Origin of the sequence: Streptomyces sp. CC0208 (assembly GCF_003443735.1) — a bacterium.
GTDB lineage: Bacteria > Actinomycetota > Actinomycetes > Streptomycetales > Streptomycetaceae > Streptomyces > Streptomyces sviceus.
In genome coordinates this window covers 2646248-2663860 of sequence record NZ_CP031969.1, presented here as the reverse complement: position 1 = coordinate 2663860, position 17613 = coordinate 2646248, and the positions used below count along the sequence as shown (strand labels likewise).

At 70.8% G+C, this 17613-nt stretch carries 13 protein-coding genes; 4 read left to right on the top strand and 9 right to left on the bottom strand.

Features of this window, described 5'->3' with window-relative positions:
* Positions 1-4: 4 nt before the first annotated feature.
* Positions 5-1402, top strand: coding sequence for a hypothetical protein (locus tag D1369_RS11930; RefSeq protein ID WP_037901523.1), 1398 nt, complete (start codon positions 5-7; stop codon positions 1400-1402).
* 170 nt (positions 1403-1572) lie between these two features.
* On the opposite strand, the gene D1369_RS11925 is transcribed toward D1369_RS11930, so the two are convergent.
* Positions 1573-2127 carry a YceI family protein gene (locus tag D1369_RS11925; RefSeq protein ID WP_007384905.1) on the bottom strand — a complete coding sequence of 185 codons (555 nt, stop codon included), beginning with the start codon at positions 2125-2127 and terminating at the stop codon, positions 1573-1575.
* 134 nt (positions 2128-2261) lie between these two features.
* Between D1369_RS11925 and D1369_RS11920 the strand changes: the two genes are divergently transcribed.
* The 3 genes from D1369_RS11920 (at position 2262) to D1369_RS11910 (ending at position 6591) form a co-directional block, all read left to right on the top strand.
* On the top strand, positions 2262-4595 hold the full coding sequence (locus D1369_RS11920; RefSeq protein WP_118082446.1) for a polysaccharide lyase 8 family protein: 2334 nt from the start codon (positions 2262-2264) through the stop codon (positions 4593-4595).
* A 151-nt stretch (positions 4596-4746) separates the two neighbouring features.
* A complete protein-coding gene (locus D1369_RS11915; protein WP_007384907.1) occupies positions 4747-6342 on the top strand; it encodes an acyl-CoA carboxylase subunit beta in 1596 nt (531 codons plus the stop codon).
* Positions 6343-6399: 57 nt separating this feature from the next.
* On the top strand, positions 6400-6591 hold the full coding sequence (locus tag D1369_RS11910; RefSeq protein ID WP_007384908.1) for an acyl-CoA carboxylase subunit epsilon: 192 nt from the start codon (positions 6400-6402) through the stop codon (positions 6589-6591).
* A 156-nt stretch (positions 6592-6747) separates the two neighbouring features.
* Here the strand turns inward: D1369_RS11910 and D1369_RS11905 are convergent, their stop codons facing one another.
* The 8 genes from D1369_RS11905 to D1369_RS11870 form a co-directional block, all read right to left on the bottom strand.
* Positions 6748-7329, bottom strand: coding sequence for an ATP/GTP-binding protein (locus D1369_RS11905; RefSeq protein WP_009314218.1), 582 nt, complete (start codon positions 7327-7329; stop codon positions 6748-6750).
* Positions 7310-7891: a DUF742 domain-containing protein gene (locus D1369_RS11900; protein WP_007384909.1), complete on the bottom strand. Its 582-nt coding sequence runs from the start codon at positions 7889-7891 to the stop codon at positions 7310-7312. Before D1369_RS11900 ends, D1369_RS11905 begins: the two co-directional genes overlap by 20 nt.
* A gap of 100 nt (positions 7892-7991) precedes the next feature.
* A complete protein-coding gene (locus D1369_RS11895; RefSeq protein ID WP_007384910.1) occupies positions 7992-8405 on the bottom strand; it encodes a roadblock/LC7 domain-containing protein in 414 nt (137 codons plus the stop codon).
* A 10-nt stretch (positions 8406-8415) separates the two neighbouring features.
* Positions 8416-11706, bottom strand: a complete 3291-nt coding sequence (locus tag D1369_RS11890; protein WP_007384911.1) for a nitrate- and nitrite sensing domain-containing protein — start codon at positions 11704-11706, stop codon at positions 8416-8418.
* A 401-nt stretch (positions 11707-12107) separates the two neighbouring features.
* Positions 12108-12683 (bottom strand): ATP/GTP-binding protein, encoded by a 576-nt coding sequence (locus tag D1369_RS11885; protein WP_007384912.1) that lies wholly within the window; start codon positions 12681-12683, stop codon positions 12108-12110.
* A complete protein-coding gene (locus D1369_RS11880) occupies positions 12664-13062 on the bottom strand; it encodes a DUF742 domain-containing protein (RefSeq protein WP_003973454.1) in 399 nt (132 codons plus the stop codon). The genes D1369_RS11885 and D1369_RS11880 overlap by 20 nt, the downstream gene beginning before the upstream one ends.
* Positions 13063-13173: 111 nt before the next feature.
* Positions 13174-13587 carry a roadblock/LC7 domain-containing protein gene (locus tag D1369_RS11875; protein ID WP_003993189.1) on the bottom strand — a complete coding sequence of 138 codons (414 nt, stop codon included), beginning with the start codon at positions 13585-13587 and terminating at the stop codon, positions 13174-13176.
* Positions 13588-13596: 9 nt separating this feature from the next.
* Positions 13597-17430 (bottom strand): nitrate- and nitrite sensing domain-containing protein, encoded by a 3834-nt coding sequence (locus D1369_RS11870; protein ID WP_118082445.1) that lies wholly within the window; start codon positions 17428-17430, stop codon positions 13597-13599.
* Between the last annotated feature and the right edge of the window lie 183 nt (positions 17431-17613).

Here is a 17613-nt window from a genome sequence, read left to right as displayed (position 1 = left end):
AGGTATGAAGGCCACCGCGCAGGCCGTCGTACGGACCCGAAGCCTTCCGGGGCTGCTGTTCGCCCTGGTGCTCGCGGCCCTGGCCGCCCTGGCGGCGACCGCCCCGCCCGCATCGGCCACGACGGGCACCACGACCGCCACGAGTGTCTCGGCGATCGGTCAGGCCCTCCGCAGGAGTCCGGTCTACGTCGATCCGGCCGCCGCGGCCCAGCTGTCCGCCAAGGACGCGGACGCCCTGGCGGACCGGATCACGAAGGCGGACAAGCCGCTGTTCGTCGCGGTGCTGCCCGCCGACTACCCGAAGCAGGACCTGTTCACCAAGCTGCGCACGGCGACCGGCATCACCGGCGTCTACGCGGTGCGTCTCGGCGACGCCTTCGACGCCCGCGCCGACTCCTCCGTCCTGCCGAAGGCGGCCGTACGGAACCTGGTGACGACCGTCCAGGGCGAGGACGCCCGCGCCCAGCTGAGCGACTTCACCGCCGCCGCGGTCACCAACATGGGCGGCTCGGCTCCGTCGACCTGGCGGTCGGCGGACGACGGCGGCGGGGTGTCGAGCACGGCATTGATCACGGTCGGCGCGGTGCTCGTGGCCGGTGGCGCGGGCGCGTACACGCTGGTGCGCCGCAACCGGCGCCGGCACGCGCAGGAACAGCGGGCCGCGCTGGAGAAGCTGCGGGTGGTGGTGGACGAGGACATCACGGCGTTCGGCGAGGAACTGGACCGGCTGGACTTCCACCCCGCCGAAGCGGGCGCCGACGACGCGATGCGCGCGGACTACGAACGGTCGCTGGACGCGTACGAGCAGGCGAAGTCGCTCATGGGGGCGGCCACCCGGCCCGAGGACGTGCGAGGGGTCACCCAGGCCCTGGAGGACGGCCGCTTCTCGCTGGCCCAGCTCGCGGCGCGCCGCGAGGGCCGGCCGCTGCCCGAGCGCCGGGCCCCCTGCTTCTTCGACCCCCGCCACGGCCCCTCCGTCACCGACGCCGCCTGGACGCCGCCGGGCGGTGCCGCGCGCGAGGTCCCGGTCTGCGCCGCGGACGCCACCCGCCTGGCCGACGGCCGCGACCCGGTGATGCGCGAGGTCGACACCGACCAGGGCCGCCGCCCCTACTGGGACGCGGGCCCGGCCTACGGCCCCTGGGCCGGCGGCTACTTCGGCGGCGGCCTCCTGCCCGGGCTCCTGGTCGGCACGGTCCTCGGCAGCATGATGGCCACACCCGCCTACGCGGCCGACTACGGCTCCGGTTACGGCGACTTCGGCGGCGGCTACGAGGGCGGCGACCTGTCCGGCTCGGACTTCGACTCCGGAGACTTCGGGGACTTCGGCGGCGGTGGGGACTTCGGAGGCGGGGGCGATTTCGGGGGTGGGGGAGGGGACTTCGGGGGCGGGGGGTTCTGAGCGGGGGTCGGCACCCTCGTGTTCGGCGCCGACGGCTCGCTCAGCTGAACCCGCACCGTCTGGTCACCCAGCTCTGCGAGCGCGCCGGTTCGGGTCTTTCCGGGTCCGTCCGGAAGACGTGTCTCCCGGATCTCCCGTACCGGCGCACCTGCTGATCCGCGGCGACCGGGTCACGCGTTCTTGATCGCGGAGATGTCGAAGTTCAGCTTGATCTTGTCGGAGACCAGGACACCGCCCGTCTCCAGGGCCGCGTTCCAGGTCAGGCCCCACTCGGAGCGCTTGATCTCGGCCTTGCCCTCGAAGCCCACGCGCTCGTTGCCGAAGGGGTCCTTCGCGGCGCCGTTGAACTCGAGGTCGATGGTGAGCGGCTTGGTGGTGCCGAGGATCGTCAGGTCGCCGGTGATGCGGTAGTCCTCGTCGCCCAGCGCCTCCGCCTTGGTGGAGCGGAAGGTCATCGTCGGGAACTCGTCGGTCTTGAAGAAGTCCGCGCTCTTGAGGTGCCCGTCGCGGTCCTCGGACCCGGTGTCGATGCTGTCCATCTTGACGTCGATGGAGGCCGTCGACGCGGACGGGTCGCCGCCGTCCAGGTGCAGCGAGCCGCTGAAGTCGTCGAACGTGCCCTTGACGTTGGTGACCATGGCGTGACGGACGGTGAAGCCGATCGTGGAGTGGGCGGCGTCGATCGTGTAGTCGCCGGTCAGTGCGGTCAGGTCGGTGTTCGCCATGACAGAGCTCCTTGAAGTGAGGATGTTGAACGTTGAACCAGTCAACGCGAACGACCGTAGACCTATTCCGTACAGGTTTCAACATCATCCGCAGAGTGTTGGCCTGATCGCCCCGCGGTGGTAGATGCCCCGGTATGAACCCGCAGCGCAGAGCCTCCGTACGCCCCACCCGAAGAGCCGTCTTACTCGCGGCGGCGCTCCTGGCCGCCGCCGCCCCGCCGGCCCGCGCCCGCTCCCTCTCGGCCGACCCCTACGACACCCTCCGCCGACGCTGGATCGACATCGCCCTCGGCACCGGCTACGACCCGGCGGCGGAGCCGTACGCCTCCCGTCTCGCCGAGACCGGCGAACTCGCCCGGGGCTTCCGCGCCGCCATGGCCCCGACCTCCACCTCCCTCTGGCCAGGCTTGCCCTATGACCCCCCGGCCGGCATCACCCGGAGCTACAGCCGCCTGTGGACCATGACCCAGGCCCACGTCCAGCAGGGCACGGGCTCGACCGGCGACGAGAGCCTCCTCGCGGACGTCCTCCGCGGCCTCGACCACCTCTCCGCGACCGTCTACAACCCCTCCACCACTCGCTACGGCAACTGGTGGGAATGGCAGATCGGCAGCCCCCGCCTCCTCATGGACGTCACGGCCGCCCTCCACGACCACCTCACGGACGCCCAAAGGGCCGCGGCCTGCGCCGCCGTCGACCACTTCATCCCCGACGCGATGCTCACCGACTACTCCGGCACCTCCACCGGCGCCAACCGCGTCGACCTGTGCCGCTCCGTCGCCCTGCGCGGCATCCTCGGCAGGGCCCCCGACCGGATCGCCCTCGCCCGCGACGCCCTCTCGCCGGTCTTCCCGTACGTCACGAAGGGAGACGGCCTCTACGCCGACGGGTCCTTCGTCCAGCACACCTGGGTCGCCTACTCCGGCACCTACGGCCAGGTCATGCTCGACGGTCTAGGCCGCCTCTTCGCCCTTCTCGCCGGCTCCGAGTGGGAGGTGACCGACCCGAACCGGCAGACCGTCCTCGACAGCGTCGAGCGCGCCTACGCCCCGCTGATCCACGACGGGCTGGTGATGGACAGCGTCAACGGCCGTGCCATCAGCCGCGGTCACCTCAAGGGCGACGACCGCCACGTCCTGCGCGGCGACCACTTCCACGGCCAGGGGATCATCGCCGCCATCGCGCTGCTCGCGGGCGGGGCGAGCGAGCAGGAGCGCACGCGCTGGCACGGCCTGGTGAAGGGCTGGATCGAACGGGACACCGTCAGCCCCGTCCTGACAGCGCCCCAGTTCGGTGTCGCCGACCTCGCCCGGCTGCACACGGTGGCCGCCTCGCCGGTCCCGGCCGCCCCCGAACCCGTCGGGCACACCCTCTTCGCCGCCATGGACCGGGCCGTCCACCGCCGCCCCGGATTCGTCGCGAACATCGCCATGGCCAGCGACCGGATCGCCGCCTACGAATGCGGCAACGGCGAGAACCCGCGCGGCTGGCACACCGGAGCCGGAATGCTCTCCTGGTGGGCTAAGGGCCACGGCGAGCAGTACACCGACTGGTACTGGCCCACCGTCGACTGGTACCGCCTTCCCGGCACGACCGTCTCCACCAAGCGTCTCCCCGACCGGGCCGGCGGCGAGTGGGGCGAGCCCAAGCCGGACGTCCGCTGGGTCGGCGGCACGACCGACGGCGAGTACGCGGCGATCGGCCAGCACCTGAAGGGACTGGGGTCGACGCTGGAGGCCCGCAAGTCGTGGTTCTGCGTCGACGACTCGGTGATCTGCCTCGGCGCGGGCATCACCTGCGCCGACGGCGTCCCGGTCGAGACGGTCGTCGACAACCGCAACCTGGGGGAGGGCGGCACGCAGTCCTTCGTACGGGGGCGGGGCTGGGCCCATCTGGAGGGGCACGGCGGCTGGCTCGTCCCCGACGGCGTGCGCGCCCTCCGCGAGGACCGCACCGGCGCCTGGTCCGACATCAACACCTCCAGCACGACCGAACGGCGCACCCGGCGCTGGCAGACCCTCTGGCTCGACCACGGCACCGACCCGGTGGACGCCTCCTACGCCTACGTCCTGATGCCCGGGGCGTCCCGCCGCACCGTCGCGGCCCGCGCCGCCGACCGTCACTGGCTGTCGGTCCTCGCCAACGACAGCGCGTGGCAGGCGGTCCGCGTCGACCGCCTGGGCCTGACCGCCGCGAACTTCTGGCGGGCCGGCACCGCGGGCCCGCTCACCGCGTCGGCGGCGGCGAGCGTGCTGGTCCGCCGCAGCGGCCGTACCGCTACCCTCTGCGTGGCCGAGCCACCCCGTTCGGGCGAACCGCTGGAGATCGTCTGGAATCGGCCCGTGCGGTCGGTCGTGCGGGCCGACGACACGGTCGAGGTGCTTGCCACCGGCCGCCTGCTGCACCTGCGCGTCACTCCGGGGACGGCATGCGCCACCCACCGATGTGAGGTGGCTCTCACACTCTGACTTTGTACGACCCCTACAAGGGGCAGGCCCCCTGAGCAGTCAGAACGCCTGCATGCTTCCAGGGTTCTGTTCGGTCGCACCAGGAAAACGGGCCGGAGACTGTGAGGAGTCGACGGCTCGCTTTTCTCGCGGGTGTTCGTATGGTCGCTACATGACCGTTTTGGATGAGGCGCCGAGTGAGTCGACGGGTGAGCCGACGGACGCGCGCGGGCGGGTGGCCGAGCTGCACGAGATCCGTGCGACGGCCCTGGCCGGCCCCAGCGAGAAGGCGACCGAGGCGCAGCACGCCAAGGGCAAGCTGACCGCACGGGAGCGCATCGAGCTGCTCCTCGACCCGGGGTCCTTCCAGGAGGTCGAGCAGCTGCGCCGGCACCGGGCGACAGGGTTCGGCCTGGAGGCCAAGAAGCCGTACACCGACGGTGTGATCACCGGCTGGGGCACGGTGGAGGGCCGTACGGTCTTCGTCTACGCCCACGACTTCCGCATCTTCGGCGGCGCGCTGGGCGAGGCCCACGCCACGAAGATCCACAAGATCATGGACATGGCCATCGCGGCCGGGGCGCCGCTGGTGTCGCTGAACGACGGCGCGGGCGCCCGTATCCAGGAAGGTGTCAGCGCCCTCGCGGGCTACGGCGGCATCTTCCAGCGCAACACCAAGGCGTCGGGCGTCATCCCGCAGATCTCGGTGATGCTCGGCCCGTGCGCGGGCGGTGCGGCCTACAGCCCCGCCCTCACCGACTTCGTCTTCATGGTCCGCGAGACCTCCCAGATGTTCATCACCGGACCGGACGTCGTGAAGGCGGTGACGGGCGAGGAGATCACCCAGAACGGCCTCGGCGGCGCCGACGTGCACGCCGAGACGTCCGGTGTCTGCCACTTCGCCTACGACGACGAGGAGACGTGCCTCGCCGAGGTGCGCTACCTGCTGTCGATGCTCCCGCAGAACAACCGGGAGAACCCGCCGCGGGTGGAGTCCGGCGACGCGGCCGACCGGCGCGGCGACGTGCTGCTCGACCTGGTCCCCGCGGACGGCAACCGGCCGTACGACATGACCAAGGTCATCGAGGAGATCGTCGACGACGGCGACTACCTGGAGATCCACGAGCGCTGGGCCCGCAACATCATCTGCGCGCTGGCCCGCCTCGACGGCCAGGTCGTCGGCATCGTGGCCAACCAGCCCTCCACGCTCGCCGGTGTCCTGGACATCGAGGCATCGGAGAAAGCTGCGCGCTTTGTCCAGATGTGTGACGCTTTTAACATCCCGATCGTCACTCTCCTGGACGTCCCCGGGTTCCTTCCGGGTGTCGACCAGGAGCACGGCGGAATCATCCGCCACGGCGCCAAGCTGCTGTACGCGTACTGCAACGCCACCGTGCCGCGGATCTCCCTGATCCTGCGCAAGGCGTACGGCGGGGCCTACATCGTCATGGACAGCCAGTCCATCGGCGCCGACCTCACCTACGCGTGGCCGACGAACGAGATCGCGGTGATGGGTGCCGAAGGTGCCGCAGGCGTCATCTTCCGACGCCAGATCGCCGAGGCCGAGGACCCCGAGGCCATGCGGGCCCGCATGGTCAAGGAGTACAAGTCCGAGCTCATGCACCCGTACTACGCGGCGGAGCGTGGCCTCGTGGACGACGTGATCGACCCGGCGGAAACCCGCGAGGTCCTGATCCGGTCCCTGGCGATGCTCCAGTCGAAGCACGCCGACCTGCCCTCCCGTAAGCACGGCAACCCTCCGCAGTAACCCCGCGGACCCTCCGCGGCACCCTCGCGGAAACCTCTCTCACGGAGACTGTGACCTATGAGCACCCCTGACATCCGCGTCGAGAAGGGCCACGCCGAGCCCGAGGAAGTCGCCGCCATCACGGCGATCCTGCTGGCTCGCGCCGCAGCCCGGCCCTCCGAGACCCCGGCCCACCGAGGCCGCCCCAAGGCCGGCTGGCGCCGCCTGGAGCGCGAGGGCGGCTTCCGCGCCCCGCACAGCTGGCACTGAGCCTTGTACGACGCCTGAGGGCCCCCTCTCGAAAGAGAGGGGGCCCTCAGGCTTTCTTGCTTTTCGCTTTCAGGGGCGCGGGGAACTGCGCGACAAGCCACTGGGCTGCCACAGACGGCGTACAACCGTCTGTGGCAGCCCAGTGGCCGCAGGAACCTACCGCAAGCGAGCCATCAACGCGTGCTCGACCAACGTGATGAGCGCAGACTTCGCATCAGCCCGGTGCCGGGCGTCCGTCGTGATGATCGGAGTGTCCGGCCCGATCTGCAGGGCTTCCCGGACCTCGTCCGGGTTGTACGGCTGCTGGCCGTCGAACCCGTTGAGGGCGATCACAAAAGGAAGCCCGGAGTTCTCGAAGTAGTCGACAGCCGGGAAGCAGTCGGCAAGGCGCCTCGTGTCCACGAGGACGATCGCGCCGATGGCGCCGCGGACCAGGTCGTCCCACATGAACCAGAAGCGGTCCTGCCCGGGCGTACCGAAGAGGTACAGGATCAGGTCCTGGTCCAGGGTGATGCGGCCGAAGTCCATGGCGACCGTGGTGGTCGTCTTGTCCCCGGTGTGGGTGAGGTCGTCGATGCCCGCCGAAGCTGACGTCATCACGGCCTCGGTGCGCAGCGGGTTGATCTCCGAGACGGCGCCGACGAACGTGGTCTTGCCCACGCCGAAGCCGCCAGCCACCACGATCTTCGCGGACGTGGTGGAGCGGGAAGGCCCTCCGCTAGAGCTTGCGAAGTCCACTGAGCACCCTTTCGAGCAGTGTCACGTCTGGCTGGCCGCCGGCGTTCTCGTCGCCGCCGGGCTGATGGATGGCGACCAGGCCCGCCTCCGCCAAGTCGGCGACGAGGATCCTGGCCACGCCGAGAGGAATCGTCAGGAGCGCGGAGATTTCCGCCACCGACTTGATTTCCCGGCAGAGGTTGCAGATCCGCTGATGCTCGGGCAACTGGCCCTGCATCTGGTGCGGCTGCGCGGTGGTGTGCACCAGCGCCTCGATGGCGAGCTGGTACCGCGGCCTGGTACGGCCGCCGGTCATGGCGTACGGGCGCACCAGGGGGTTGCTGGCGCCTCCCGCGGGGGAAGGCTCAGGAGAGCGTCGCTGCGGCTGCACGGGCTGGATGCGCGGGGCCGGCGGCTGGTCGTACGGCGACGGGCCGGGGCCCTGGGGCGCGTACGGCTGCTGCTGCCGATGGCTCGGAGCGGAGGGGAAGTTGTAGCGGTTCGGGTTCTGAGAACCGTCGTTCTGGCCCTGGCCAGGACCGTACGACCAATTGCCAGATGAACCACCTGGGGGTGTTGCCACTTTCTCTCCTCCTCCGACTGTGCCGGGCACCCATCACGCTGTGTGGAGCCGCGTCCCGAAACCTTACGGCCCCGGGACGCCAAAACGCACCGTCTGTCTGTCAGTTGAGCAGGCTGCCCTGGAGCTCTGCACGCAGATCGGGTGTCAGGACCGAACCGGCACGGTCCACCAGAAGAGCCATCTCGTACCCGATGAGACCGATGTCCGCCTCCGGATGTGCAAGAACCGCGAGGGACGAACCGTCCGATACGGACATGATGAAGAGGAATCCCCGCTCCATCTCCACAACGGTCTGGTTCACCGCGCCGCCCTCGAAGATGCGCGAGGCACCCGCGGTCAGCGAGGTCAGACCGGAGGCGACGGCCGCAAGCTGGTCGGCACGGTCGCGCGGAAAGCCTTCGGACATCGCCAGAAGGAGTCCGTCGGCGGAGACCACCACCGTGTGGGACACCCCCGGGGTGTTGTCCACGAAGTTGGTGATCAACCAGTTCAGGTTCTGCGCCGCCTGGCTCATCGGGCTCACACTAACGCTCCTGGTTGTAGGTGCTGTCAGAACCGAAGCCCTGACCGTTCGTTTCACTGCCGGCGTTGCGGCCCCGCTGGACACCGCGGCGCAGGTTGCTCAGCCTGCCCCGGACGTCCTCGGGGGCACGGGAGACCTGTGGGCCTCCCTGGTTGGTGGCTTCGGCGGCTCCCTCGATCAGGTTGGCCTTGGGTACCCGCCGTGGCAGACCGGAGGAGGTGACCCCGCCCGCCTTGGGCTTCCGGAGCTGGGAGGCCTGCTGCCACCGCGCATCGTTGGCCGAGCGCCAGATGTCGCCGCCGCCGTTGCTCTCCGGCGCTGAGGCCGGCGGCTCCTGGTTCGCGTTCCGCGTGCCGTTCGAGCCGTTCGCGCCGCTCCCGGTGGAGCCACGGCGAGGGAGCCCGGCGTCGGTCAGCGCGTGACCCACGGAGGCGGGGGCCGGCCCCGGACGGTCGAAGCCTACGCGGTCACCCTCACTCACGTCAGCGGCCTGCGCAGATTCCGTTTCCGGAGCGTACTGGTCCGGGTAGCCGTTGCGGTACCCGTCCTGCTGCGGCCAGTCGTCCTGGTAGCGGCGCTCCTCGAAGCCCGAGAAGGTCTCCGGCGCAGCGGCGTGCACCGCCGCGGGCTCCTCCTGGGCCGGCTCCGCATAGGAGGGCTCCGGGTAGCCGCCGCCGGGGGAGAAGGTGTCGTTCTGCGGCAGGCCGCCGTTCTGGGCGTAGTACGGCTCCTCGTACGCCTGACGGTTCGGCTCCTCGTACGCCGTCTGCCGCTGCTCCTCGTACGGCGCCTGCTGCGCCTCCTCGTACGACGTCTGCTGGTCGTACGAGGCCGGCTGCTGCTCGGGATAGCCGCCCCGGTTGTTGTCGTAGCCGGTCTGCTGGGCGCTGTGGGAGGCGTCGAACGCGTCGCCGTACGACGGGTCCGGACCCTGCAGGGCGGCCGGCTGGTCCTGGTTCTGGGACTCCAGGGCCGCGCGGCGCTCCTCGCGCATCAGGGAGCGGCCGACCGGGTCCAGCTCGCGTATGTCGTCCGGGACCTCGGAGTAGCGGCTGTCGTCGAAGCCGAGTTCCGCGGCCGTACGCATGGGCAGACCGTTGTTGAAGTCCTCGCCCTGGTACTGCTGCTGCTCCGGCATGATCTGCGAGACGGTGAACTCGTCGCCGGCCGGCTGCTGCTCGCCGCCACCGCCGTGGGTGATCGCGTCGGGCAGCATGACCAGCGAGGTCGTGCCGGCCTGCTCGCCCGAGGGGCGCAGCTGGACGCGGATGCCGTGCCGGTCGGACAGCCGGCCGACCACGAACAGGCCCATGCGCTGAGAGATCGCGGCGTCCACGGTCGGCGGGTTGGCCAGCTTGTGGTTGATGTCCGCGAAGTCCTCGGCGGTCAGGCCGATGCCCTTGTCGTGGATCTCGATCATGATGCGGCCGTCGGGCAGCCGGGTCGCGGTGACGCGGACCTTGGTCTGCGGCGAGGAGAACGTGGTGGCGTTCTCCAGGAGCTCGGCCAGCAGGTGCACGAGGTCGGTGACCGCGCGGCCGTGGATCTCGGCCTCCGGGACACCGGACAGCTCGATGCGCTCGTACTGCTCCACCTCGGAGGAGGCGGCGCGCAGCACGTCGACCAGCGGGACCGGCTGGTCCCAGCGGCGGCCCGGCTCCTCGCCGGCGAGGACCAGGAGGTTCTCGCCGTTGCGGCGCATACGGGTCGCGAGGTGGTCCAGACGGAAGAGGTTCTCCAGCTGGTCCGGGTCGGCCTCGTTGTTCTCCAGGTCGGTGATCAGGGTCAGCTGGCCCTCGATCAGCGACTGGTTGCGCCGGGACAGGTTGGTGAAGATCGCGTTGATGTTGCCCCGCAGCAGGGCCTGCTCGGAGGCGAGTCGTACGGCCTCGCGGTGGACCTGGTCGAAGGCGCGGGCGACCTCGCCGATCTCGTCCTTGGTGGTGATCGGGATCGGGGCGACCCGGGTGTCGACCCGGCCGGGGTCGGTGCGCGAGAGCTGGTCGACCAGCATCGGCAGACGCTGCTCGGCGATGCCGAAGGCGGCGTTGCGCAGCTGGCGCATCGCGCGGGACATCTGCCGGGCGACCGCGCCGGCCAGGATGAACGCGAGGAGCAGGGCGACCACGACGGCGGCACCCACGATGAACGCGTCGCGCTTGGCCTCGTCGGCGATGCTCGCGGCCTCGTTCACCGCGGTGTCGGCCAGGTCGGTCTCGATCTGGCGGTAGGCGTTGTACTTGAGGGTGTTGACCGCCCACCAGTTCTCGGCGGTGATGCCGTCCTTGGCGAGGGCCTGACGGGCGCTCTGGTCCATCGACGGCAGCTGGGCGATGCCGGAGACCATGTCCACGGGGTTGGACGGCGGCGGGACGTAGTTCGGGTTCTTGGCGGCGGCCTCCTTGGCCAGCGCCGCGCCCTCCGTCTGGATCTGCTTCTTCGCGGTGTCGAGCTTCGCCGCGTCGGCCGCGGTGCCACCGCCGATGTACTCCTCGACGGCGATGCCCTCGAGGTACGCGTACGAGGAGAGGGCGACCTTCTGGCTGGCGAAGCTGCTCAGCCCCGGGCCGGGCTTGATCAGCAGGTGCATGCCGATGGAGCGCTGCAGCGACAGGGCCGCCTTGGTGAGCTCGATGGCGTAGACCGTACGGCCGTAGCTGGTGATGTTGCCGGTGCCGAGGCCGAGCTCGTTGGCGAACTCCGTCAGCGGGTGCGCGACCTGGGTGTAGCCCTCCTCGGTCTTCACACCGGTGAACTTGGAGGAGGTGTAGGCGCCCGCACGCAGGGTCTGGAGCCCGCCCTCACCGTCCCGGAACAACTGCAGGCGGCGCTTGAGGCCCGCCTTGTCCGGCATGTTCTGGGCGGCCTCGTCGAAGGCGTCCGCGGCCTCGTCGGTCTTCTTGCGGGCGGCGACGACCGTGGCGTTGTCCTGGCCCTCGCCGCTCAGCAGCGGGGCGGCGGTGCTGTCGCGCTCCTGGTACAGGGCGTCGGCGTAGCTGAGGGAGGCGCGCACCAGACGGGCGGTGTTCTCCGCGTCCTCGGCCTCACGCCAGGTGTCGATCGAGCTCTTGACCTGGAAGCCGCCCATGACGAGGCCGACGATCACGGGTATGAGCAGGATCGCGTTCAGCCGGGTGGGCACCCGCCAGTTGCGCGGGGAGAACCGGCCGCCGCCGTCCGGCGGCGCGGCCGTCGGTTCAGGACCGGACACAGGGGCGGGCGCCGCTCCGCGCGGCGGCGGGGTGAAGTTGCCCCGGGCCGACGGCTCGGGACCGTTCTTGCTTCGCCTCACTCGACCAACAACCTCTCGGAGGGGTCGGCACCTACGTTGTGCCGCAGTCTCTCAGAGCCCAGTACGTCATCGACTAATGAGTACGTCTTTGACTATTGGGCAGTTCAGGCATTCCAGCACGACGGCCTGCGCACCACCAAACATTGGTACGCGGGGATTCCGAGTGATGTAAGCCCCAGATAAAACGGTCATAAAGAGCGAGCCCCGTCAAATGACGGGGCTGTTGTGAGCGCAGCGAGACCGGTTGGCAACCACGCGTGGCCGTACCACCCGATTCCTCTGCCGAAACGTTATGAACACCGGGGCCGACCGTGTCTAAGACCACAGTCGGCTCCGGGACATCTACGACAACTGCCGTATGACGCTGTTGATTTGCAGCGGCTCGACACACCCTGGGGGCGTTACCGCAGACGCGCCATGAGGGCATGCTCGACCAGGGTGATCAGGGCACTCTTGGCGTCCGACCGGTGCCGGGCGTCCGTCGTGATGATCGGCGCGTCCGGCCCGATCTGCAGGGCCTCGCGCACCTCCTCGGGGGCGTACGGCTGGTGCCCGTCGAAGCCGTTGAGGGCCACGACGAAGGGCAGACCGCTGTTCTCGAAGTAGTCGACCGCGGGGAAGCAGTCGGCAAGACGCCGGGTGTCGACCAGGACCACCGCGCCGATGGCGCCGCGGACCAGGTCGTCCCACATGAACCAGAAGCGGTCCTGTCCGGGCGTACCGAAGAGGTACAGGATCAGGTCCTGGTCGAGCGTGATGCGGCCGAAGTCCATGGCGACCGTGGTGGTCGTCTTGTCCCCGGTGTGGGTGAGGTCGTCGATGCCCGCGCTCGCGGACGTCATGACGGCCTCCGTGCGCAGCGGGTTGATCTCGGAGACCGCGCCGACGAACGTGGTCTTGCCCACGCCGAAGCCACCCGCCACCACGATCTTCGCGGAGGTGGTGGCCCGCCCCGCGTCAGAGCTTGCGAAGTCCACTGAGCACCCTTTCGAGCAGCGTCACATCGGGAGCGCCGCCGTTGTTCTCGTCGCCGCCCGGCTGGTGGATGGCCACCAGGCCGGCCTCGGCGAGGTCCGCGACGAGGATCCTGGCCACCCCGAGCGGCATGGCGAGCAGCGCCGAGACCTCGGCGACCGACTTCACCTCACGGCACAGGTGGCAGATGCGCTGGTGCTCGGGGAGGAGCCCCATCAGTGCCGCCGGGTCGGCCGTGGTGCTGATCAGGGCCTCGATGGCGAGCTGGTAGCGCGGCCGGGTCCGGCCGCCGGTCATCGCGTACGGCCGTACCAGCGGCTGGTCGCCCTCATCCTCGTACGGCTCCGCGTACGGATCATGAGAGGCGGTGGGCGGGGTCATGAATCCTCCGGGCGGGACAGCAAGTCGGTCTGGCTAGCCGTCTGGTGAGGCCGGTGGGGGGATTGTGGCGGCCGGACGGTGATGTGGTGAGACGGGTGGATCCGGTTCGGGTCAGTGGAGCAGACTGCCTTGCAGCTCGGCTCGCAGATCCGGCGTGAGCACTGCGCCCGCGCGGTCGACGAGCAGCGCCATCTCATAGCCGACGAGGCCGATGTCGCATTCCGGGTGCGCGAGGACCGCGAGCGAGGAACCGTCCGAGACGGACATGAGGAAGAGGAATCCCCGCTCCATCTCCACGACGGTCTGGGCCACGCTGCCGCCCTCGAAGATCCGAGAGGCGCCCGCCGTGAGCGAGGTCAGCCCCGAAGCGACGGCCGCCAGCTGGTCGGCACGGTCGCGCGGGAAGCCCTCGGACATCGCCAGCAGAAGGCCGTCGGCGGACACGACGACGGTGTGGGACACCCCTGGGGTGTTGTCCACGAAGTTGGTGATCAACCAGTTCAGGTTCTGTGCCGCCTGGCTCATCGGGCTCAACTAACGCTCCTGCTGGTGAGTGGGGTTCGGGAAGCTGCCCGTCTGGCCGTTGCCGCCGACCTGACGACCTTGCGCGATACCCCGACGGAGATTGGTCAGCCGACCGCGCACGTCGTCAGGCGCACGCGAGACAGCCGGACCGCTTTGGTGCTGTTGCTGCTGAGCGGTACCCGGGACGAGGTTCGCCCTGGGCACCCGGCGCGGCAGACCGGAGGTGGTGACACCGCCCGCGGCCGGCTGGCGGACACGCTCCGCCTGCCGGACGAGGTCGTCGTTGGGCGAACTGCGCCAGGCCGCGGAGGCCGCGGGCCGTTGCGGAGCGCCGGCAGAACTCTGTGGGGCCGCCGGAGCCTGCTGCTGCCGCGGGGCCTCGGCCGGGGAGGAGTCGGTGCCGTTGGCCGGCTGCCCCTGTCCCTGCTGCTGGCTGCCGTGGAACCAGTTGGTCTCCAACGTGTCGTACAGCGGCGTACGGCCGTCACCGGGACCCGCGGGCGGCAGCGCCTCGGGCTCCTGGCGGACCGGCCGCTGCTGGGGTCGCGGCGGCATGGGCGGCCGCGGGGCACCGAAGTCGGCGCCGTTGGTCTGGGGACGCTCGAACTGGCCCGTGTTCGCGGGGTCCTGACGGCCCGGCAGGGAGTGCTGCCCGGTGGAGTTGCCGTCGTAGCCAGGCATCGCGAACTGGCCCGTCGAGCCGGGGCCGTAGGCCTGCGGCGTCGCGAACTGCCCGGTCTGCGAGCCGCCGTTCTGCCCGGACGGAGTACCGAAGACGTCCGGGCGGACGAAGTCACCCGTGTCCTGGGGGCCGTTGGCGCCCGGCCGCGGGAACTGGCCGGTGTTCTGCGGGCTGACCGCACCCGGACGGGGGAGGTCGCCCTGCGGGCCGTTGGCGCCCGGCCGGGGGAACTGGCCGGTGTTCTGCGGGGCGTCGAAGTCGGGGCGGGGGAACTCGGAGGTGCTCGCCGGGCCCCGGTGGTCCTCGATCCGCGGCATGCGCGACGTGGCCGCGGGGTCCTGCTCGTCGTGGCCGCGCGGGACGTCGAGCGAGGCGCGCGGCACCGGCGGCTGGGCGTTCTCGTCGCTCCAGCTCGGCGTGCGGGGCTGCTGGTTGCCGCCCGGCAGCTCGGCCCGCGGACCACCGCGGCCCGGCAGCTGCGGCCGGCGGCGCCGACCGCCCGGCTCGGGAGCCTGGCCCGGCTTCGGGGCCTGCGCCTGCGGGGGTACGGGACCCCGGGAGCCGAAGGCGTCCTGGCCGCCGCCGAAAGCGTCCTGACCATTGAAGGCGTCCTGGCCCGGACCGCTCGTGCCCGCCGCCTGGAGGCCCTGCGCGGCACCCGGCGCCTGGCCGCCGAACCCGGCGCCGGCGCCGGCCGGAGCGGGCCGGCCCTGCGGAGGCGTACCCGGACCCTGCGGTCCACGCGGTCCGCCCGGCGCACCGGGGCGACCGCCCTGGCCACTGCCGGGCAGCGCGGCCCGCGGTCCCTGACCGGCGTTGAGCCGTCCGCCCGAGGGGGCACCGGCGCCGAGAGCGCCACCGCCGGGGCCACCGGGCGCACCGCCGAGGGCACCGCCGCCCTGTCCGTTGCCGCCGCCCCGACGGGCCGCGGCCACACCGGCGGCGGCCTGCGCCGCGGCGGGTGCACCGGGGGCTCCCTGACCGGGCTTGGCCTGGGGCTTCTTGCCGCCCTGGGCGACATCGACGGGCAGCATGACCAGCGCGGTCGTGCCACCGGAGTCGGACGGACGCAGCTGGATGCGGATGCCGTGGCGCTGGGACAGCCGGCCGACCACGAACAGACCCATGCGGCGGGAGACGGAGACGTCCACGGTGGGCGGCGAGGCGAGCCGCTCGTTGATCGCGGCGAGGTCCTCGGGGGAGAGGCCGATGCCGGTGTCGTGGATCTCGATCAGGACGCGGCCGTCGGGCAGCGCGTGACCGGTGACCTTGACCTTGGTCTGCGGGGAGGAGAACGAGGTCGCGTTCTCCAGCAGCTCGGCGAGCAGGTGCACGAGGTCGTTGACCACGCGGCCGGCCACTTCGGTGGTCGGCACGGCGGCCAGCTCGATGCGCTCGTACTGCTCCACCTCGGACGCGGCGGCGCGGAGCACGTCGACCAGCGGGACCGGACGGGTCCAGCGGCGGCCGGGCTCCTCACCGGCGAGGACGAGGAGGTTCTCACCGTTACGGCGCATGCGCGTCGCGAGGTGGTCGAGCTTGAAGAGCGAGGAGAGCTGGTCCGGGTCGGCCTCGCGGGACTCCAGTTCGGAGATGAGCGAGAGCTGACGCTGGATGAGGCCCTGGGAGCGGCGCGAGAGGTTGGTGAACATCGCGTTGACGTTGCCCCGCAGCAGGGCCTGCTCGGCGGCGAGGCGGACCGCCTCGCGGTGCACGTCGTCGAAGGCCGCGGCCACGCGGCCGATCTCGTCCCGGGAGTGCACACCGACCGACTCCACGGACGTGTCGACGTCCTGGGGGTCGGACTCGGACAGCTGCTTGACCAGCTCGGGCAGCCGGTCCTGGGCGACCTTGGTGGCGGTCTCCTGGAGGCGGCGCAGCGAGCGGATCATGGACCGGGCGACGACGAAGGCGCCGACCAGGGAGACACCGAGCACGATCAGGATCAGCGCACCGGCGATGATCGCGTCGCGCTCGGTGGCGCTGCGCAGCTCGCGGGCCTTCTGCTCCATGTCCTCGAGCAGCGTGTGCTCGATGTTGCCCATCTGCTGGATCTTGGTCGAGCTGTCGTCGACCCAGTCCTTGTAGGAGCGCCGGTCCAGGTCGGCAAGGCCCTCCGGCCGGCCGAAGGCGCGCCCTGCGTACTGGTCGGAGGCCTCGATCGTGGAGCTGCCGTCCTCGATGGGCTTGAGGAGTTCCTCGGCGCCGTCGTCGCCGTAGATGCTCCGGAAGCTGTTGAGGTCGGACTCCTCGCTTTCCAGGGCGCCCTGGGCGTACAGCCGGTCGTTCTCGCTGAGGTCGCCGAGGGTGGTGTTGTTGGCCGGGAGGGCCGCGGCGAGGACCGCGCGCTGGACGGAGGCGTACTCCTTGGCGGAGGAGAAGGCCGCCAGGGCGCGCGTGCGCTGGATCATGTCCGGGTTGCTGGTGGCCTCGGCCATGTCCTGGGAGAGGTCCAGCAGGTGGGTGATCAGGCGGTGGTACGACTCCACCGTCTGGGTGGCGTTGCCCTTGGTCTCGTAGGCGTCGCTGCGGACCTTGCTGAGCGTGTCCAGGTCGCGGACCAGGCCGACGAGGCTGTCGCGGACGCCCTGGAGGTTGCCGTCCTTGCTGGAGGTGTCGATGTCCTCGGCGGCGTTGATGAAGTTGGTCGCGGCCCGGTCCGTCTTGTCCCGGTAGCCCTTGACCGTGATGTTGCTCGCCGTGGAGTTGTGCGCCAGCGGTCCGGCCGACTGGTCGCGCTCCTCCTGGAGGGCGGCGGCCAGCTCGGTGGCCTGCTTGGTCATCTCCGTCAGCAGCTTCATGTTGTCGAGCTGCTGGATGTCGTCCATGGAGTCGTTGATGCGCAGCGCGCCCAGCGAGGTGGCCGCCACGACGGGGAGCGCGAGCAGCGACACCAGGCGCGTGGAGATGCGCCAGTTGCGCAGGGCTATGCGCGACCCGGGGCCGCTCGGGCCCTTCGGGGGCTTCACCGTCGGTGTGGCCGCCGGGCCCGAGGACGCCGACGTGCCGAGGCGCCCGGTGCCGGAACCACCGTCTGCCGACGGTCCCGGGCCCGGGTTCTGGGCGTGCTGGGGGGAGGAACTGCCGACATTGGGGCCAGTCCCGCCGTGCCGCTCCGGCTCGGCCGAAGCGCTGCCATCCCTCTTGAAACGTCCCTGCACTAGCGTCGCAACCTCTGGACCAGGCGCTCCTCCGCAGAACGGCGGAGCACGGTGTCGGCGTTGTGGGGAGCGCCCTGAATACGCACCCCGGGTGATCGTGAGTGACCGGCGCTGGCTCCCCCTTCTCACCGCCGCTCGGCGCTTCTGAGCGCCCCCTGTGCACCGGCTCGATCCCGCGGCGGT